The sequence below is a fragment of the Bacillus alkalisoli genome (assembly GCF_002797415.1).
Taxonomy (GTDB): domain Bacteria; phylum Bacillota; class Bacilli; order Bacillales; family Bacillaceae_I; genus Bacillus_CD; species Bacillus_CD alkalisoli.
Genome location: NZ_KZ454944.1, coordinates 3,109,034 through 3,128,631 on the forward strand (window position 1 = coordinate 3,109,034; position 19,598 = coordinate 3,128,631).

22 protein-coding genes are annotated in these 19,598 nt (G+C 35.1%); 4 read left to right on the top strand and 18 right to left on the bottom strand.

The window, feature by feature from the left end:
- Window positions 1-142: 142 nt before the first annotated feature.
- The 3 genes from CDZ89_RS15525 to CDZ89_RS15535 are packed head-to-tail and all read right to left on the bottom strand — an operon-like array spanning window position 143 to window position 1,757.
- Window positions 143-574, bottom strand: coding sequence for a VOC family protein (locus tag CDZ89_RS15525; RefSeq protein WP_100333950.1), 432 nt, complete (start codon window positions 572-574; stop codon window positions 143-145).
- Window positions 575-597: 23 nt separating this feature from the next.
- Window positions 598-927: a hypothetical protein gene (locus tag CDZ89_RS15530; protein ID WP_100333951.1), complete on the bottom strand. Its 330-nt coding sequence runs from the start codon at window positions 925-927 to the stop codon at window positions 598-600.
- 20 nt (window positions 928-947) lie between these two features.
- Window positions 948-1,757 (bottom strand): GNAT family N-acetyltransferase, encoded by an 810-nt coding sequence (locus CDZ89_RS15535; protein ID WP_096155346.1) that lies wholly within the window; start codon window positions 1,755-1,757, stop codon window positions 948-950.
- A 165-nt stretch (window positions 1,758-1,922) separates the two neighbouring features.
- On the opposite strand from CDZ89_RS15535, the gene CDZ89_RS15540 reads away from it, so the two are divergent.
- Window positions 1,923-2,240 carry an ArsR/SmtB family transcription factor gene (locus tag CDZ89_RS15540; RefSeq protein WP_096155347.1) on the top strand — a complete coding sequence of 106 codons (318 nt, stop codon included), beginning with the start codon at window positions 1,923-1,925 and terminating at the stop codon, window positions 2,238-2,240.
- A gap of 133 nt (window positions 2,241-2,373) precedes the next feature.
- On the opposite strand, the gene CDZ89_RS15545 is transcribed toward CDZ89_RS15540, so the two are convergent.
- The 11 genes from CDZ89_RS15545 to CDZ89_RS15595 all read right to left on the bottom strand — a co-directional run bounded on the left by CDZ89_RS15545 (window position 2,374) and on the right by CDZ89_RS15595 (window position 12,200).
- Complete coding sequence (locus CDZ89_RS15545; protein ID WP_096155348.1) at window positions 2,374-2,652, bottom strand: adhesin; 279 nt, start codon at window positions 2,650-2,652, stop codon at window positions 2,374-2,376.
- 18 nt (window positions 2,653-2,670) lie between these two features.
- Complete coding sequence (locus CDZ89_RS15550) at window positions 2,671-3,096, bottom strand: protein-tyrosine phosphatase family protein (protein ID WP_096155349.1); 426 nt, start codon at window positions 3,094-3,096, stop codon at window positions 2,671-2,673.
- A gap of 11 nt (window positions 3,097-3,107) precedes the next feature.
- Window positions 3,108-4,874, bottom strand: coding sequence for an arsenical pump-driving ATPase (arsA, locus tag CDZ89_RS15555; protein ID WP_100333952.1), 1,767 nt, complete (start codon window positions 4,872-4,874; stop codon window positions 3,108-3,110).
- Window positions 4,875-4,896: 22 nt separating this feature from the next.
- On the bottom strand, window positions 4,897-5,256 hold the full coding sequence (gene arsD, locus CDZ89_RS15560; protein WP_096155351.1) for an arsenite efflux transporter metallochaperone ArsD: 360 nt from the start codon (window positions 5,254-5,256) through the stop codon (window positions 4,897-4,899).
- Between the two features lie 69 nt (window positions 5,257-5,325).
- Window positions 5,326-5,745: an arsenate reductase (thioredoxin) gene (gene arsC / locus CDZ89_RS15565; protein ID WP_096155352.1), complete on the bottom strand. Its 420-nt coding sequence runs from the start codon at window positions 5,743-5,745 to the stop codon at window positions 5,326-5,328.
- 266 nt (window positions 5,746-6,011) lie between these two features.
- The gene (locus CDZ89_RS15570) at window positions 6,012-7,310 is read right to left on the bottom strand and encodes an arsenic transporter (protein ID WP_096155353.1); all 1,299 of its coding nucleotides are present in this window, start codon (window positions 7,308-7,310) and stop codon (window positions 6,012-6,014) included.
- A 14-nt stretch (window positions 7,311-7,324) separates the two neighbouring features.
- Window positions 7,325-7,669: an ArsR/SmtB family transcription factor gene (locus tag CDZ89_RS15575; RefSeq protein WP_096155354.1), complete on the bottom strand. Its 345-nt coding sequence runs from the start codon at window positions 7,667-7,669 to the stop codon at window positions 7,325-7,327.
- Window positions 7,670-7,886: 217 nt separating this feature from the next.
- A complete protein-coding gene (locus CDZ89_RS15580; RefSeq protein WP_100333953.1) occupies window positions 7,887-8,549 on the bottom strand; it encodes an ABC transporter ATP-binding protein in 663 nt (220 codons plus the stop codon).
- A gap of 11 nt (window positions 8,550-8,560) precedes the next feature.
- Complete coding sequence (locus tag CDZ89_RS15585; RefSeq protein WP_100333954.1) at window positions 8,561-11,110, bottom strand: FtsX-like permease family protein; 2,550 nt, start codon at window positions 11,108-11,110, stop codon at window positions 8,561-8,563.
- 12 nt (window positions 11,111-11,122) lie between these two features.
- On the bottom strand, window positions 11,123-11,695 hold the full coding sequence (locus CDZ89_RS15590) for a hypothetical protein (RefSeq protein WP_100333955.1): 573 nt from the start codon (window positions 11,693-11,695) through the stop codon (window positions 11,123-11,125).
- A complete protein-coding gene (locus CDZ89_RS15595; protein ID WP_157842759.1) occupies window positions 11,673-12,200 on the bottom strand; it encodes an RNA polymerase sigma factor in 528 nt (175 codons plus the stop codon). Before CDZ89_RS15595 ends, CDZ89_RS15590 begins: the two co-directional genes overlap by 23 nt.
- A gap of 259 nt (window positions 12,201-12,459) precedes the next feature.
- On the opposite strand from CDZ89_RS15595, the gene CDZ89_RS15600 reads away from it, so the two are divergent.
- Together CDZ89_RS15600 and CDZ89_RS15605 are read left to right on the top strand one after the other, a co-directional pair.
- Window positions 12,460-14,736: a DUF4084 domain-containing protein gene (locus tag CDZ89_RS15600; RefSeq protein ID WP_157842760.1), complete on the top strand. Its 2,277-nt coding sequence runs from the start codon at window positions 12,460-12,462 to the stop codon at window positions 14,734-14,736.
- Window positions 14,737-15,533: 797 nt separating this feature from the next.
- Window positions 15,534-15,812 (top strand): hypothetical protein, encoded by a 279-nt coding sequence (locus CDZ89_RS15605; RefSeq protein WP_141395218.1) that lies wholly within the window; start codon window positions 15,534-15,536, stop codon window positions 15,810-15,812.
- Window positions 15,813-15,848: 36 nt separating this feature from the next.
- Here the strand turns inward: CDZ89_RS15605 and CDZ89_RS15610 are convergent, their stop codons facing one another.
- The 4 genes from CDZ89_RS15610 to CDZ89_RS15625 form a co-directional block, all read right to left on the bottom strand.
- Window positions 15,849-16,070 (bottom strand): hypothetical protein, encoded by a 222-nt coding sequence (locus CDZ89_RS15610; protein WP_096155361.1) that lies wholly within the window; start codon window positions 16,068-16,070, stop codon window positions 15,849-15,851.
- A 33-nt stretch (window positions 16,071-16,103) separates the two neighbouring features.
- Window positions 16,104-16,376, bottom strand: a complete 273-nt coding sequence (locus tag CDZ89_RS15615) for a hypothetical protein (RefSeq protein WP_100333958.1) — start codon at window positions 16,374-16,376, stop codon at window positions 16,104-16,106.
- Between the two features lie 265 nt (window positions 16,377-16,641).
- The gene (locus CDZ89_RS15620; RefSeq protein ID WP_096155362.1) at window positions 16,642-17,076 is read right to left on the bottom strand and encodes a hypothetical protein; all 435 of its coding nucleotides are present in this window, start codon (window positions 17,074-17,076) and stop codon (window positions 16,642-16,644) included.
- Window positions 17,077-17,476: 400 nt separating this feature from the next.
- Window positions 17,477-17,803, bottom strand: a complete 327-nt coding sequence (locus CDZ89_RS15625; RefSeq protein ID WP_096155363.1) for a metal-sensitive transcriptional regulator — start codon at window positions 17,801-17,803, stop codon at window positions 17,477-17,479.
- A gap of 396 nt (window positions 17,804-18,199) precedes the next feature.
- On the opposite strand from CDZ89_RS15625, the gene CDZ89_RS15630 reads away from it, so the two are divergent.
- Window positions 18,200-19,579, top strand: a complete 1,380-nt coding sequence (locus CDZ89_RS15630; protein ID WP_141395219.1) for an MATE family efflux transporter — start codon at window positions 18,200-18,202, stop codon at window positions 19,577-19,579.
- The last annotated feature ends 19 nt before the right edge of the window (window positions 19,580-19,598 follow it).

Genomic DNA, 19,598 nt, shown 5'->3' on the forward strand with positions numbered 1-19,598 from the left:
TTTGCTTTTCTTAAGGGGTAAATTTTTTGCTTCTGATAAACACAAAACTACATCAGTTTGGCTTACTTTCTGTAGGCTAAGTTTATTTATTTCACCAATCCTTTTATAAAAAATAACCCTATCTCTAAGGTTATTTTTTATATTAAAAGCTTAACATTGCCCCACGTTCATCAAAAACAGAGGAAGGGTTCCAAGCGACTTCCCATAAATTATTTTCCGGGTCCGCGAAATAGGCCGTTCTTCCGCCCCAAAACGCATCACTTGGTTCACGAAGAATCTTTCCACCAGCTTGTCTAACTGCTTCTATCGTTGTACCCACATCTTCTACTGAATCTACATTTATAGCAAATGTGACACCACGAAACGATTCTATATCTTTACTAATCTCCACTCCAGCATCTTTTGCTAATTCTTCAATTGGAAAAATGGAGAGAATAACACCAGCTGTTTTAAATACTGCATAATTGTCGGAGCTTATTTCTCCTTCTTCCCAGCCAAATTTTTGATAAAATGCGCGTAAAGCTGGTAAGTCTACTGCCCCGATTGTTAATAAACTAACTCTTTGTGGGATCATACTTTACATCTCCTTTTATTTATCTATATAGTTGTTGCAAATGAATTTTCAATTAATTTGATAGTTACCCCTTCAATGTTAGACATTTTCAATGCAATTTCAAACCTTCTATTTAACGTTTCTTTCATTTCTGAATAAACTTTATCCTCAAGAGAGTTTTGCCATGCAAATTGCATGTAAAAAATATCTTTCTCTCCCAAGCTTAGAGGATTGAAAGCTAATCCAATCCCAGTAATTTGTGCATTAGCTGGTGCAGCTATGTTTAAGAAAAGTACTTCTAGTAGCTTCAATTCCCTCTCCGTAAAGTCATTTTCATTCACTTGTACCTTAACGTCCACTGTTGCTATATTCAAATCTATTCCACCTTTATTCACTACTCAGTAATGAATGAAAACTCTCTAATTTTCCCACACACCTTAAATCCTAAGTCTTGATAGATTTTGTTAGAAGTAGGATTCTGAACATCGGCATATAACATTGGTGTTAGTCCATCTCGTTCAATTCCCCGACACACTTCATGAACTAAAGCACTTGCATAACCTTTTTTACGCTGTTGAGGTGGTGTATACACACTGTTTATTCTGGCATGTCGTGGTGACCGATGTGAAACATTTGTCATGGAAACAGGGATTCCGTCTACAACCCATATATAAAGATTTCCAGTATCTATGATTTTTTTTGCCTTACCAAGTAGCGTTATAGGATCAACTTCCAATCCATGACCATCTAAATAAAATCCAGAAAGAAATTGTGCAATATATTCCACATCATTATCCGAAGGAAGCTTCATTTCTCCTTGTACCGTTTTAGGAGGTAAAACTTCCGTTCGTTCATATGCTTCCATTTCCATCGTTAATGAGTATGATTTATTATTCCTTCTTGCATACTCATCTGCAAAATAATTGGCTAGATTTGGTTCCGCCGTGATACCAGGAATTTTTACGTGAGCTAAAAAGGATAAGAGTTTGTTAACTAACTCATTTTTTTCTTCTTCTTTGGTTTTTTTATCCATCCATAGCCAAGGATTATTTCCTGGTGTTTGTGCGTAAATTAAGTTGCCATCTCTAGACATATATCTTATGGCATTGTCACCTTCTAATATTCGGTGAATGATATTGTACTGGACTTCGTTATGTATGAAAGAGGTTTTTTCTAAGTCATTAGTATCGAATATTTGAAACATACTATGAACTCCTTTATTGATTAACTATCCCTTACATTTCTACATTTGAATTACATTTCCTTTAAATTATTTGAAATTCCACATTACACATTGACTTCTGATGCCATAAAACATACGATATAAGTATCAATAAAATTTGATTAATTCTTTGAAGAAGGTGATTTTATGAAACAAGAAATCTTTATACAGGACATCTCGAAAGATAAAATCTTCGCTTCGTATGAAAGTAAGTTTAAAGCTCTTGCTGATAAAAAACGTCTACAAATTATGAACATTTTAACGGAAAAAGGTGCAATGTGTGTTTGTGATTTAGCGCCTATGATAGGTATGGCGCAGTCGAAGTTATCTTATCATTTAAAGATTTTGCTAGATGCAGGGATTATTACGAAGGAAACACGTGGAACGTGGAGTTATTACGATCTAAATCAAAAAGAAATTAATAATCTGTTGTCGGAAGAGTTGTGTTGTTTGTTTCGAAAGTGATGAATTGTGGCAAGGAATTATAGAGATTGTGTCCATTCACATTTCTTGGCGCGCACAGAGAAAACAATAAAAAGAGTAGTCAAAGGCCAAATTCAGCTGTGACTACTCTTTTTAAATATTATATGAGTACTTACTAGCAACAACCATCCGCACCAATTAACACTAAGCCTGTGCCATTTTCCGATTCTTCTAGATCTAAAACTAGTCCTTCCACTTTCACAATGTGTTCTTCCATCGCAACTACAACTCCGTTGATTGTTTCAACGTGATCGTTTTCTTCTGGTGCATCAAGTGAAAGAGCAAACTGTGGTCCACAGCACCCATCTACTTCAAACAAGCGAATTCCTTCCGCTCCATTTTCTTTCAATACAGTTTGAATCATTTCTTTCGCATTATCTGTTATCTGTAACATGTAAAATCCATTCCCCTCTTATTTCCCGTAAACTCTCCCTAAAGCTTCTTTCATTTCAGGTTTTACGTTAATTTTTGGACGAGCTTTTTTAGCAATTTTCTCTGCCTCTTCCATTGTAGTAGCTTCGCCTAAGGATAGCAATGTGCCGATTGCGACTGTACCTGTACGATTGCTGCCTCCTTGACAATGGAAGTAAATATTCTTTCCTTCGTTGTATGCTTTTACAACGTGATCAACAGAAGTCTTAATGGATTCATCTTGATCTGCTGCATCATCTACAATCGGGCTATGCAAGCGAGTGTACGTAACCTCTTCATTTGGCGCTTCCGCACGTAAATCGTACACAACGTCTACTTTTTCGTTATTCAACATATCTTGTACGTCATCTGCTCCACCTATAAAAATGCGACCTTTAATAAGTTCATGATAGTTTTTGTTATCCATTGATGTTCCTCCTAATGGGAATAGTCTTTTAATTTTTCATAGCCTATTTTTTCTTCTTTCATCCATGGTACTATGGCACACTTCTCAGCTAGTTCGTCGCTCACCTTTTGTAACCAAAAGAGTTCCGAAGCTGCTTTTCCACTCAATACTGGGTCTTTTGTTCCTGTTGCATACATACTCTGATTCATGACCCACCATGTAGGTTGAATGCTGGCTCGCTTTAAGTCTTCTTGCAATCGGGCTGCTTCTAACACTGGCGTTGCTTCAGCTAAACTTACAATTACAACAGCCGTCTCTTGTTCATTTCTTAGTTTTGGAAGTAGTTTTGTTACACTTTCTGGCACTTCTCCTGTAGACCTAGAAATTTCCTTGCTATAAGACTGAGCAGCATCAAGCAGCAGTAGCGTATGTCCTGTTGGAGCCGTATCTATGACAACTATTTCATTATCTGACTTTGCTACCACATCCGCAAATGCACGAAATACTGCAATTTCCTCTGTACATGGAGAATTTAAGTCTTCTTGTAAATAGGCTAGTCCTTCTTCATCCAAATCTGGAGCCGCTTTAGCCATAACCTCTGCCTTATATGCTTCCACTTGTTGCTTAGGATCGATACTACTAATAGTTAGCCTCTCGTTCATAGCGCTTTGTTGGAACTGATAATGGACGTGACTAGCTGGATCGGTTGTTGTTAAATGAACTTGGTGTCCTTTTTCTGCTAATCCTACTGCAATAGCAGATGCAATCGTCGTTTTTCCTACTCCACCTTTACCCATTGTAAAAATGATTCTCTTATTACTCTCTGAGAAATCTTGAATAACATCCTTCAATCCTGGTAGCTCTATATTGTTTTCTATTAAAGCCTTTTCCACTAAGGTATCTTCATTACGAAAAAGTTTCCTTAAGTTATTTACACCAGTTAAAGAAAACGAAACAAATGGTAATCTGTAAACGTTCTTTTGGAGAAATGACTTAGGTAACATACTTAAAGCTTCCCTTTGTCTATTATAGAAAGCAGTAGACACTTCGTCCTCTTCTATTCTTTCTGTTAAAAGGCCATTCACAATCAACAGTTGATTTTGCATGCCAATTTCTCTTAACTCTACCGATGCCCTACTCGCTTCCCTAATAGAAGATTGCTCTGGCCTTGTTACAAGCACTAATGTCGTTTTGCTCTCATCAGACAGCTCAGCTACTGTTTTTCCGTAAGCATCTTTTTTATCACCTAGTCCAGAAAGAGGACCTAAGCATGAAGCTCCATGCGTACTTTCTTCTAAAAAACCGCTCCAAGCAGTCGGTAATTGTAGTAATCGAAGAGTGTGTCCTGTAGGTGCAGTATCGAAAATAATATGGTCATAATTAGATACAATTCCCGAGTCTGTCAATAGACTAGTAAACTCATCAAAAGCAGCGATTTCAACCGTACATGCACCTGATAATTGCTCTTCCATTGTCGCAACTACAGCTTCTGGCAATTTCCCTCTATAAGGCCCTACTACTTTTTCACGATACAGCCTAGCAGATTCCTCTGGGTCTAAATTGCTCGCATATAAGTTACTTACAGTTGGGATAGATTGAGGTGTATTGGTTAACTCGACACCAAAAACATCTTGTAGGTTTGATGCTGGATCTGTACTAATTAAAAGCACCTTTTTTCCACTGTCTGCTAACGCGACCGCCGTTGCACTTGCAGTGGACGTTTTTCCAACTCCACCTTTACCTGTAAAAAATAAAAATGGCGTACTTACTATCTCCGTTGGTTGAAAAGATGGAAACATTGAAATTTCACTTCTTTCTTCCTTATTTTTTCATGTTTAATGATAATCGAATACGCGGTTTTTCTGTTAACTCTTCTGGTGTTACTTGCAACCAGTCAGCAAGTTCTTCATTTGTTGGGTATGTTCCTACTTTTACAGCTTTTCCATCTAGTAAGATGACTGGTAAAGCATCTGGACCTTTTTCATGAAGTAATGCGTTTACTTCACTGTTTTCCGTAAATTTATCCGGATCGTTTGTTAATTGATAACGTTTAATATCAAAGCCCTTTTTTTCTAGAGAATAAACAGCAGATGCAAGTCTAGTTAGTTCTGGGTCCACACTTGGGCCACAAACTCCAGTAGAACAGCACATTGCTGGGTCATAAATTTCAATTTTACTCATTACCTTTACCTCCTAATTTTCTTATAATAGGAAAGCCAAGAGAATGTTCCCTTGGCTACATTGATTGTATTATTCGCCCGTTTTAGAAAAACGTTCGATACGTTCTTTAATTTCATCACGCACTCGCTGGAAGAAAGCCCACTTCTCCTCTTCTGTTCCTTCCGCTTTCGCAGGGTCATCAAATCCCCAATGAACTCTTTTTACGTGAGGTGGTGTTACTGGACAGTGGTCTGCTGCATGGCCACAAAGTGTTACTACTAAGTCTGCATTGTCTAAAATTTTCGGATCAATTACATCTGAAGTGTGTCCAGTAATATCTACTCCAGCTTCTTCCATAGCTTTAATTGCATTTGGATTTAAGCCGTGTGCTTCTAATCCAGCACTGTAAACATCCCACTCGTTTCCTAAATATTTTTTCGCCCAACCTTCTGCCATTTGGCTTCTGCAAGAGTTTCCAGTACATAAAAAGTAAATTGATTTTTTGCTCATTTGAATTAGCTCCTTTGTTTGTGAAAGTTACCCTTACAAATTTATTACAATTACAGGGTACTAACCGTTGTTGTAAGCACGAGGTGTTCGCTTTCCGCGGGTGGTCTCGGGAGCCTCCTCGGCGCGCGGCGCCTGTGGGGTCTCCCTTGACACACTAATCCCGCAGGAGTCTCACACCTCGTGCTTACAACAACTTTGTATTGATATGAAAATTTTAAAGCTTTACACAAACTTTCCTTTCATACTACAACTTGAAGGAAAATTTATTAGTGAATGATAAGCAACCACATATATAAACCAACCAATGTAATGAACAATGTTGGGATGGTTAGGACGATACCTACTTTAAAGTAAGTTCCCCATGAGATTTTCACGCCTTTTAACGAGAGTACGTGTAGCCATAATAACGTAGCTAATGATCCAATTGGAGTAATTTTCGGCCCTAAGTCAGAACCAATTACGTTTGCATATATTAATGCTTCTCTTAGGACACCAGTCGTATTCGTATCTGTAATTGCCAGTGCATTAATCATCACGGTTGGCATGTTATTCATGAATGAAGAAAGAATCGCTGCGATAAAGCCCATACCAATCGTTGCGGCAAAAAAACCTTGATCAGCAGTCCATTGAATCACATCTGTTAACACGTTAGTTAATCCAACATTTCTTAATCCATAAACAACGACATACATACCAATCGAGAAAAATACAATCGCCCAAGGTGCACCTTTTACAACTGTTGTTGTATTAACAGCCGGGCTTCTTCTAGCCATTAGTAAGAAGAAAATGGCAATAATTCCCGCTACAAATGATACTGGTACACCTATAAACTCACTTGCGAAATACCCTACAAGTAATACCGCTAGGACATACCAAGATAACTTGAACATTTTAGGATCTCGAATAGCTTCCACAGGTTCTTTTAGCTGTGACATATCATAATCTTTCGGTATGCTTTTTCTAAAAAATAAGTATAAAACTAAAATACTTGCTACTAATGAAAACAAGTTCGGTACAAACATACGAGTTGCATATTCAACAAATCCGATGCCAAAAAAGTCAGCTGATACGATGTTTACTAAGTTACTCACAACAAATGGTAACGACGTAGAATCTGCAATAAATCCACTTGCCATGATGAATGGAAAAATCATTTTTTCGTTAAAGTTCAAATTTCGAACCATCGCGAGAACGATTGGCGTTAAGATTAATGCCGCTCCATCATTTGCAAAAAATGCCGCTACAACAGCTCCTAGTAAAGATACATAAACAAACATTCTTACACCGCTACCTTTTGCAAGGCGAGCCATATGAAGTGCAGACCATTCAAAAAATCCAATTTCATCTAGTATGAGTGAGATAATAATGATGGCGATAAATGTTAAGGTCGCATTCCATACAATCGATGTAACATCTATTACGTCATAAAAATCAACAACACCTACCGCTAACGCTAATATTGCTCCACCAATTGCTGACCATCCTATGGATAATCCTTTTGGCTGCCAAATAACAAACGTTAGCGTAAGTAAAAAGATCAATGATGCGAGAATTGTCGCTGTCATGTTGTTTCCCCCTATTATTCACAAGAGATTCTTAGTCCCTGCTTTTCTAATTCTGTTAATTTCTCATCTTGATTTGGGAGATGGTTCAGTAAATCTTTTACAAGCGGATAAAGTTCACTTGATTTATTTAAAGAATAAATAATCCATTGCCCTCGTCTTGATTCATTCACTACCCCAGCATCTTTCAATTTACGCACATGCTGGCTAATAGCTGGTTGACTCATTTTAAAAATCTCGACAAATTCACAAACACAGCAATCATGTGAGTCCATAATTTTTACCATTGTGAGCCTTGTTTTATCACCTAATAACTTTAATAAAGTCGCTGCTTTCTCAAGTTCCACTGAAGTAGTTTGCATAATAACACCTCCACACTTAGTTTTGTATTAAATCTGTTATGTTATGAATGAAATAAAAAAGATATAAACATATAATCAAGCACTTATATAATAAAACACTTATATACTAATTTCAACCGATACTTTGTTAAGTTTTTGTAAAGACAAAATGTGCCCTTATAAGTAAGGACACATTTTTCAACAGCAATATATAGATTAAAATGCACTTTTACAAAAGTTAACTAACAATTCTACCATCCAATATTTTAACTACTCTATCCGCACGCTCTGCAATGGACATATCGTGTGTTATCATCATAATTGTCACATTTTCTAAATCGTGAATTTCTTCCATTAACTTGATGATAGAATTCCCTGTGTCTGAATCTAAGTTTCCAGTTGGCTCATCTGCCAATAAAATTCTCGGGTTAGTAACTAACGCCCTTGCAATTGCTACTCTTTGCTGCTCTCCACCGGACATTCTTGATGGTAAGTGATGCTTTCTATGCGAAAGTCCTACTTTCTGCAAAGCTTCTTCTGCCCTATACTTTACATCTTTAGAGCTAAAGAATGATAAAAGTGGCATCATAACATTTTCTAAAGCTGTGGCAGTAGAAAGTAGTTGAAACTGTTGAAAAATAAACCCTATCTTTTCTTTCCTAAATGTTGAAAGCCTTGCATCGTTTAACTTATTTATTTCTTCTCCATCTATCCTTACTTCCCTATCATTAAAAGTTTCTAGGCCACCAACAATATGCATCAAAGTTGACTTTCCAGAGCCAGATGGTCCCACAATGGAAGCGTAACTGCCCGCTTCTATATGAAGGGATACATTGTTTAGGACGCATATACTTTCTTCTCCTACCTGATAGGATTTAGATATACCTTTTACTTCAATCATTTGTTTCCCTCCTAAGCTGAGTAGTGACCTTTTAAAACATTAGACTTCCCACCAAAAATACGAACTACTATTAATGCGAAAAACACTAATGCTAATGTAGGCAGAAGGAATGCACCGATGTAATACCAAGCAGGCAATGAAGTTTGCGTAAATAAATTTATTATTATTACTGCCGCTAAAGTACCTAATATTCCTCCCGTACACCCAATAACACCGACTTCTAAGCACAAAAACATTTGTATTTTACTTCTCGACCAACCGATTGATCGAAAAAGTGTCCATTCACTACTTCGTTCTACAATACTTAAAACTAAAATAAATCCAATGCTCAACACGGATAACATAATCCCTACATACAAGAAAGTTCGTTGATAGGACTCTAACTTCATATCAATGGTATCACCTAAAAAGCTTAAAAATAGAAAATCTGACATGCTTTGCTGAGTAGTTACAAATAATAAAATCATAAGTGTTGTTATGGCAATCATTATTACTAGTAATCCGAAGCGAAACGGTCTTCTTAGCATTTGATGTAAAATAAATGATTCAAGTCCACTTATTCCAATGCCTCTTCTTTTGGACTTTTGCCTTGTTTCACCATGCAGCCCTTCTCTCGGTGAAACAGTAAGTACTTTTACACTACCAGACACATATCCAATCGCTGTAAGTAAAAATAAAACTGCCCATATTAAGAGATATTCATGTGAATCTAGCATCCTATTAAATGCACTTACACAAACTAATAAGACAATGGAAATAAAAGTGAGAACCAATACTTCCAAAAATAAAGTTATTCCTATTTTTTTACGTGACCAGCCAATAGCTCGGAGCATAGCAAACTCCTTTGATCGTTTTAACAAACTATGAGTGTTTACTGTATAGCAGAAAATTAGACTCATAAAAAGTATATAGTAGAAAAGATATTTATTCGTTCCCTCAATTTGCTCCTCTATTGTCCAACTAACTCCTTGTTGTTGCCATGCTTCTTCTACTTTCCCAACCTGTCCTTCTTCCGTTCCTTCTAACTGAACATGTACTTTTCCTGGAGCAGATCCTAACATTATTTCTACTCTCAGTCCTGTTTTATCTATTATTTGTTTTGCAACATCCTCGATAATTCGTTGACTATCTGCAGTTCGATCACTCACTCCATCTACTACGACTCTTATGGAGGATAGTGGTGGTGTTTCTCCATAAAAGATTCTGGCTGCATTAATTGTAGTAAGCATATCTGGCGCACCAGGATAGTATGTACTTTTTATAGGTAAAGGAAGTAGTGGAGAATGTGGAATTTTGTTTCCATCACCGTCTTCCATAATCATACTATGGTAAGGTGTATATATGTCTACAGGGTCACCAATCTCCCATGCTTGTTCATATAACGGTATTATTTTCCCCGGATCATAATAACCAACTATATTAGGTGTTAAATGCAAATCCTCATTCTCATCAAACAGAGTTCTGTAGGTCGGAAAATCAATACTGAATGCTTTGAAAGATGGTGGTGGTACTTGCTCTACCAGTATTTCTGGAATCGTTCCTGCTTGTTCAGATAACACACGATATTTTAAAGGGCTATATTTATAAAATGTTGAGAACGGCGCAATACCGATTGGGTCTTCTATGTAACTATCATTCTCTACATAAAGATTGGTATTTTTATGTCGCCATTCAGGCGAAAAGGTTGGAATAGTGATATTTACAATTTCCTCATATGGAAGACTTCTTAGATAGGTTTCCGTACCTTCGGTTAAATCATCTTCTGTAACTTCAGAAGGAATATCTATTTTCAAAATTTTTAACGTTTCTTCTACTTCGTACTCTTGGTTAATTAGTGCAATAAATGGCAAAGTAGGTTGTGAAGAGTGGTTGATTTTTGCTTCAATTAAAGAGGAAAGTCCCCCTTCCATACTTTCTTCGAATGAATAGATTTGCTCTTCCGCTTCAGGATCAATTGCTACAATTAGTAATTCATTTGGATACCTTAAATGCCCCATGGGTGGAACTTGAACTCGAAAACCCTCTGGAATATTTTTTTCTTTATTGTAAGATTGAAAAATGAGGGAGTCTTCCATTTCCTCTTCGTAATAGTATGTTAGAAAGTTAGATGAACTTACAATATGATCACTTAATCCATCATTCACTTTCTTTTCCATATTAATAATATAAAAATAGCCTTTTTCTGCATTAGCAGCCTGTGTGGAGATCCCTGCTCCTTCATAAAAGCCAATTAATGATAATGGAGCTGCGACTTTAACACCTGAAATTTCTCGAATTATTTCAAGCTCTTCAAAAGAGATATCACCATAGGAAGATATACTTGACTGTGGTGGTATCCAACCGCCTTCTAACGCTAAGTCCTGGTCCATGCTATTAGGTAGAACTAAAATATCATATTGATAACGCCAATTTTCTTCTAAATCGCTTTTGGCTTGAATACTAATACGTTCCGTAATAGTTTGAGACCATAGATAGCCAATACCAACTGTTAATAAGGTTAGGATAACTAAACTCATCGTTATCCATCTTTCTCTAATAGAAATCAACAGGTACCTTAACAAATCTTCCCCTCCTTACAACTCCTTACTTTTCACCTTATTAATAACCTCTTCAACAAATTGGAAGGCGTCTTGTTCATTATTATTCTCATCTAAAAAGTATTGAATTGTATAAGTAACTCCTTCGAAAACAAAAGCCATATTTAATTTATCCATATTTTTTTGCTCTATTTTTTCATACTGAACCGTAACATCTCCAAGATTCTTTGAAAAGTTGCTCCCAAAATCCAACTCTCTTTGCGTTTCATATATTCTAGCAATTAATATTTTTCTATTAATCGGTTGTGTTGGTTCCACCATAAAATATTCTTCTATTAACTTGCCTTGCATTTTTATCCTTTCTTCTGTTACTTGGCTTGTCTCAGGCGTAGTATTGTATAGTTGTGGTATAGAGGAAATCAATAGGACTGCAAACAAAACAACTACTACACTAGTAGCGACATAAGGACGAAAAGAATATCTTTGTCTCTTTATTGTTGCTTCGATTTTCTTTCTCGTTGCCTCTTTTCTCTCCTCCCTTCTTTCCCATTCACCTAACTTAGAAAAGTGACCTTCTGGTGTATGTTTACTTAACGTTTTTTTGTCCATCGTGAAGTCCCCCTTTCCTTTGTTGAACTTCTACTTGTTCCTTCAATGCAACCAATGCTCTTTGTAGAGTAGATTTTACTTTGCTGATGGACCAACCAAGCGCCATTGCTGTTTCTTCTATTGATAGTCCTTGTATCTTCCTTAGTACGATTACCTCTTTGTAGTTCCATTTTAAATTCTTTATTTCAAAGTAAAGCTCTTGTATTTCTTCTTCTTTTAAAAGTAACTCCTCAGGAAAGTCACGACTGACTGCGGCTTCTTTTTTCCCTAATGGAAGAAAGCGAATCTTCCTCTTTCTCCGCCAATAATCATATGTTACATTTCGGGCTATCGAGACTAGCCATGTATAATAACTAGCATTTCCTTTATACGTTTTAATGGCCTTATCAACTCTAACAAAAGTGTCATGCGTTAAATCTTCTGCTGTTTCTTCATTTCCTACCATAAGTAATATGTATCTATAAATTTTCTCGCTATACTCTAAGTAAAGTTCCTCCCACGTCAATCGTGCACCTCCTATTCTTTTTTTGTAACTCAATAGTCGAACGAACAAAGAAAAAGTTGCATATTAATAATAAATTTTTTCAGAAAGGAAAATATAGAATTCTACACTTATTTCACCAATATAACATTTTTTCCCTTTTACAACTTTACTCTTAAGTAAATAATTACACCACTATAGATAAAATATATGTAATATCTTGTCGAAATGTAGTAGAATATCAGTATAGTTCTAAATACCTATTCAGAAGGTGAATCTCGTGTTGTTTTCCAAACAAAAGTTGTTAATTTTTTTTATTACTACTTATATATTAAGTTATTACGTTGTTCTGTTTTTTGGAAACGACGAAAATTCTTACATCGTTGTCGTTCGTAATCTATTTTCCCTTCTTGCTCCATTGTTAGCTTCCATATGGCTTTTTCGCGCAACAAGAATAAAACAACAAATCTCAAAACCTTTTTTAATTCTTTTATCAGCTGGATGTTTTAGTTATTTTCTAGCAGAAATCGCATGGAGTTATTATGAAGTATATTTAAGGACAGAAATACCATTCCCAGGTTCCCCTGATTTATTTTATATGTTGCAAATAATATTTTTCTTAATTGCTTTTATCATTTTATGGTTTTCGGAAGGAAGAATTTTTAGAGGAATACGATTTGTATTTGAAATACTGATTATCATGACAGTAGCAACTACACTAAGCTATCACTTTCTGATTCACAAGTTAGTTCTAGATTCAGATATAGACGGTGTATTTTTATTTGTTTATCTGGGATATCCAATTGGAGGTCTTTTATTGCTAGCTTCCGTCATCATCACTCTTTATTTAAGTGAGAATTTTACAAAGTTGCGAAAAGGGCTTTTTATTATCCTGTTAGGACTAGTCTTTCAAATCGTTGCTGACTCTAGCTACTTGTATTTATTAGTGACAGGTAACTATGATACTGGTAGTTTAATTGATCCACTTTTCACCGCTTCATTATTACTTGTAGGGATATCCAGTTTTTATTTCGAAGAGAAAAGTAGCAAACACACACGTAAGAAAAAAGGAAGCAAGTTGAAACGAGAGTTTATGGAAATTGCGTTACCATACGCAAGCATCGCCTTACTGTTAATAGTATTGATTAAGACTGGAAATACAAATACGGAAGCCATAAATGTTGGTACGTTTATTGCCATTATTATTGTGTTTATTAGACAAGTAGTCGTTTTAGTAGAAAACAAAAGACTAATACAACAATACAATTATTTAGCTCATCACGATTCTTTAACAAAACTTCCAAACAGAGCTTTTTTCGAAGAGAAGTTGGCCCAACAGCTTCAAGCGGTGCATGAAAATCAGGGAATGACAGCTGTTATGTATTTAGATTTAGATCGATTTAAACTTGTTAATGACACATTAGGGCACGATGCAGGTGATGAACTAATTTACGCAGTATCTAAGCGCCTACTTACTTGTGTGAATGAAGGTGACATAGTTGCTAGACAAGGTGGAGACGAATTTACGTTGTTAATATCAAGTTGTCAGCAGGAATCGGAAGTGTTGAATATATCAAATCGTATTATTGAACAGCTAAGTTTTCCTTATAATATAAAAGGAACGGATTTCCGTACAACAGCAAGTATTGGTATTGCATTTTATACATATGATCATGCACCTACCACTCCTTTATCATTAATGAAAAAAGCAGATATCGCAATGTATGAGTCAAAATCAAAAGGTAAAAATCAATATCAGGTGTATGAGGAAGAAATGCAAGATGAATCAAAGAATAAATTTATGATTGAAAAAGATCTTTTCCATGCTATTCAAAACAATGAATTCACTTTATTCTATCAACCGCAAATGAACTCAAAAAGTGGGAAAGCATATGGTGTAGAGGCACTGATTCGATGGAATCACCCTGAAAAAGGTTTGATACCTCCTCTTTCCTTCATTCCAATAGCGGAAAACATGAATCTGATAGGCCCTATTAGCGAGTGGGTTTTACGAGAAGCTTGCTCACAAGGGAAGATATGGCAAGATATTGGATTGAAAATAAAAGTAGCTGTCAACATATCACCTAAACAGTTTCAATCAGCAGGTTTTGTAGACATGTTAAAAGAAATATTATTAGAAACGAAAATTAATCCAGCGCTCATAGAACTAGAAATAACGGAAGCAATTGCTATGTACAGTAATGAAGATACCATCCAAAAGTTAAATGAAATTACCGATCTAGGTATTCAAGTGTCCATTGATGATTTCGGTACAGGCTACTCATCGCTCGCATACTTAGTAAAACTGCCCATACATGCTTTAAAAGTTCCAAGAGAGTTTGTAAAGGAATTGAACAATGAAGGAGCAAATAAAACCGTCGTATTTTCCATCATCTCTCTTTCAAGAAGTTTACAACTTGATTTGGTAGCAGAAGGCGTAGAAACAAAGGAACAACTAGAAATACTAAAGAGTATGGGATGCAAACAGTTTCAAGGATATTACTTTAGTAAACCAGTTCCAGCGGAGGAAGTTACACAATTCTTGAAAGAAAAAAGTTGAAATTTGACTGATGAACGGTACTTTGTCTTAGAAAAACGATTAAAGTACGGTTCCTTTGACTGTTGAACGGCACTTTGTTTTAGGAAATTGATTAAAGTACGGTTCATTCGCCTTATGAACGACACTTTGTCTTAGAAAAGTGATAAAATTACGGTTCATTTGATTGTTGAACGGCACTTTGTTTTAGGAAATTGATTAAAGTACGGTTCATTCCCCTGTTGAACGGCACTTTGTCTTAGAGAATTGATTAAAGTACGGTTCATTCGCCTTATGAACTACACTTTGTCTTCGAAAAGTGATTAAAGTGCGGTTCATTTGATTGTTGAAAGGCACTTTGTTTTAGGAAATTGATTAAAGTACGGTTCATTCGCCTTATGAACGACACTTTGTCTTCGAAAAGTGATAAAATTACGGTTCATTTGATTGTTGAACGGCACTTTGTTTTAGGAAATTGATTAAAGTACGGTTCATTCACCTTATGAACTACACTTTGTCTTAGAAAAGTGATTAAAGTACATTTCATTCACCTTATGAACTACACTTTGTCTTACAAAAGTGATTAAAGTACGGTTCATTCCCCTGTTGAACGGCACTTTGTCTTAGAGAATTGATTAAAGTACGGTTCATTCGCCTTATGAACTACACTTTGTCTTAGAAAAGTGATTAAAGTACGGTTCCTTTAACTGTTGAACCGCACTTTTTTTAGTATGAAATAATTAGCTATCCATATGATCGTTCTGTTTTATTCCCTTCGCTTCGTTTGTTATGATTATATTAAGAGGAAAGGAATGAAAAAATTGAATCGTATATACTTATTTACATATGAATGTGCTAGTAAGCAAGAATGGACAAATAACTGCATAGATGAACGATTGGCCAAACTCTACGATATAAAAAATGTTCATGATACTGCTTTTTTAGTAAAAACAACTGAGGATATTGATGTACTTGAGAAGTATTTGATGGCTTGTTTTGATCGAAAAGACACGTATTTTTTAGTGGATGTTACATCTTCTAGAAGTAAATATTTAAACTGTAAGGATGGAGAACTTTCAGGGTGGTTGGAAAACATTTAGTAATCCAATAATTAGGAATAGAAAAGAGGAAAGTTCTCATCCACTTTCCTCTTTATCGTCTATATCACTTTTGCTAAATTTGATTAAGATGGTAAGTCCGACTGCCCCGACGGACACCGTTACAAAGATTAGCGTTACAATAAAAATTAGTGCGCCATAATTATATGTATTTGCAGATTGAGCATATAGCCAAATTAATTCAAATAGTAAGATTAATCCCCATAACATGAACCAACCAATTACTTTGTCTTTACTCATTATGCTACCTCCTCAAGTTGTTTAGAAATTAACTTATGCCGCCATCTTTTTTTCCTTAAGACATTCCACTATTTGTAACCCATCACTTTTTCTCCCTGCATATAAATACCATTTCGGATATTTTATCGGAATAATAGTTAATAGAAACATAATGAAGTTGAAGTTAGCCGTATATACGATAACTTCACGAAGAATCGGATGCCCAATGGAACTTAAAGAAACAAAAGCGATAATACTCAGCAGTAGACTAGCTAACGCCCCGAATAAAAAGAACAATACTTTTTTAGATTTTGATAAAGTAGTCAAGTCTGCGTAGCAATACCCTTGTATAGAAAGAGAAAAGTAAAAACGAATTCTACCGAGCGAAATTTGATTTTGTTTTGTTCTAATTTCGAAATATTCCCTAATACAATTGCTACACGATTTTTGGAAAATAAGTAGGAATGATCGCATGACCTAATTCATGTATAAGGATACTAAGCGGCATTAGAATGAGAAAAAACAATAAAATAGACATATTACCTCCAAAAAGTTAAACTACCACAAAGGTTCGTTTGCTTATTATTATCATCTAATTATTTTTCACTTCTAAAACAAACACCGTATTACTCGCAGTTCGAAAGTTCCATCTAGAGGCAATTCTATATATGTACGTTCCTTCTTGCATTGGGGCACTAAACTGTAAGGAAGAAGAAACATCTTTTAATTCCTCTTTTACTTTCAGTTCATCATTTAACCATGCATGAATATAGACTCTTTTTGGCACGTCGATATACATAACCTCTACTAAAGAACCCGGTTTTACTTCCATCACCTCAATATGCTCAGTAAAACGTGGTGCAGCATATTTATCTTCGTCGAGCTCCCCTGCTCCTACATGGTAAATGGTACTTACATCTTCACCGTTAACGGTGACATGTGGACTAATGTTTATATCTTTATTACACCCTGACATATTAAAAATAAGTAACAAGAAAGCTACTAAACTTAATAATTTCCTCATCATACTATCCCTCCTATCTATTCCTCTAGTTTATTATCAACTAAGAAGCTTTTCATAATAAGATTCGCAAAGTTAATTCCTTCTTCAATAGTTCTGTTAACTCATTTTGGATATGTGTACCAAACAGCAAATAAGATGAAAGCTAACCCTAAAAGAAGAAGCAACTTTATTTTCATTCAATTCCACCTCACTATCTTAACTTCTCTTAATATTTTTTCAAAAATAGAAAAGGCCACAAAAAGGAACCTTACTCTTCTTTCCACAAGTATTTGTCTATAAGTGGAATTAAAAAGAATATGGGGTAATTTCTCAACCAAAAGCGGGAGAAATGAACACCGTAAAGAAAACAAGGAAGTGTTCAAGGTTCATAACACTTCCTTGTTTCTACTTTAAACCCTAATGTTTATTTAACTAACTTGGCAACTGTTTTCATAAACTCTTCCACAACTTCATATTCTTCTTTATTCAATCTTTCTATTACGCAAGTTTTAAAATGACTTTCTAATAGCAAACGTGAAACTCCATTCAAGGCCGATTGCACAGAAGACATTTGATTCAATATATCATCACAGTATACATCTCTTTCAATCATTCCTTTTATTCCTCTTACTTGACCTTCAATTCTATTCAAACGTTTCATTAAGTTTTGCTTTAAAGCTTCCGGTACATGTCCATGAAGATCATCTTTACAGTTAATATTTTCATTGTTAGCCACGTTTTTATTTTCCATTTTTTCAACTCCCAATAGTATGATAGATATATATAATTAGCTTATTTTTCTCTTAAACAAAGGAGTCCGTTTCATAATGTATGATTACTACACTTAAAAACGAATTATAAGAATGTTTATTCTAAAAAAAACACATCAATAAATGAACAGCCTATGCTTTTTTTAGGGAAAATATTTGTTTTTCACTAAACGAACCGTAATTATGAAATTGATTCAAAGATACTAAAATTATAGAAAACCTACTATAGAATGTAAAGAAATTCCTTTTTATTTTACTATATATTATAAAAAAACTTGTTGTACCCATACCCCCTATAGGCATATAATTAAGATAGAAAATTAATAAAGGAGACATGCAAATACGATTCATACTCTACTTAAAGGAGATGAAAAACTTTGAATAACAACCTTCATGAAAATACTCCCCTATTAAAGCAAGTTCAAATTATTTTAGCTCTTTCTATCCCTGCTATTATCGAGAATTTTTTCCAAACGGTGATTGGTTTTGTAGATACCTTTTTCTTATCCAAAATTGGATTAGCTGAAGTATCAGCTGTAGGAATAACCAATGCAATTTTATTAGTTTATTTTGCAATATTTATGTCCATTGGAGTTGCAGCTAATATTTTTATCGCAAAATATACTGGAGCAAATGATACAATCAAAACTAAAAAATATGCACAACAAGCAATTTTATTATCTATTATTGTAGGTTTGTTTTTTGGAATATTCACTCTGTTATTTGCGTCACCTATATTAAAATTAATGGGAGCAGATGATCATGTTCTCTCGCTTGGTACTATCTATTTTCAAATTGTAGCTATTCCTTCCATACTTATATCCTTAATGTTTGTCTTAAGTAGTATACTTAGAGGTACGGGTGATACAAAAACACCGATGAAAGTAAGCATTTGGATTAATGTCATACACATTTTCCTGGATTATATTTTTATTTTTGGCTTTTTATTTATTCCAAGCATGGGGATTATAGGTGCCGCAATTGCTACAGTTATTGTAAGGCTGATTGGTGTTCTATTATTGTGGAATCATTTAAGAAAATCGGAAACAAAAATTGTAATTTTTAATAAGAATGATTGGCAGCCTAACAAAGAAATTCAGATTAGCCTTTTAACAATGGGAGGTCCTGCTGCTGCTGAACGATTGGTTATGAGAATTGGTCAAGTTTTATATTTTGGCTTTATTATACAACTTGGAACTAATACTTTTGCAGCTCATCAGATCGCTGGAAGTATTGAAGTCTTTTCCTATATGATTGGCTATGGTTTTGCAACTGCTGCAACTATATTGATTGCCCAACATATAGGGGCTGGACAGTATATGCAAGCAAAACAGGTTGGCTTTATAATTACTTTCCTCTCCATGATAACTATGACTATTATAGGGATCATATTATTCCTTTCAGCAGGATGGCTAGGACAGTTGTTTACAAATGATTTGCAAGTTATAAGTGAGATACGTATAGCCCTACAAATTGATGCATTCATTCAACCTTTGTTGGCCGTAGTACTAGTTCTTACAGGCGTTTTCCAAGGTGGTGGAAATACAAAATATCCTATGTATATCACTACTATTGGAATATGGGCTATCCGGACAATAGGTGTATATGTGTTAGGTATTTCATTAGGGTGGGGTATTGCAGGTGTATGGATTGCGATTGGTTTAGATAACTTCTTTCGAGCACTTTTATTATGGAGAAGGTTTACGAAAGATGAGTGGATGGATTCATCTTTTGAACAAAAACAAGAAAGCACATAAAGATTTCAAACTCTTAAAC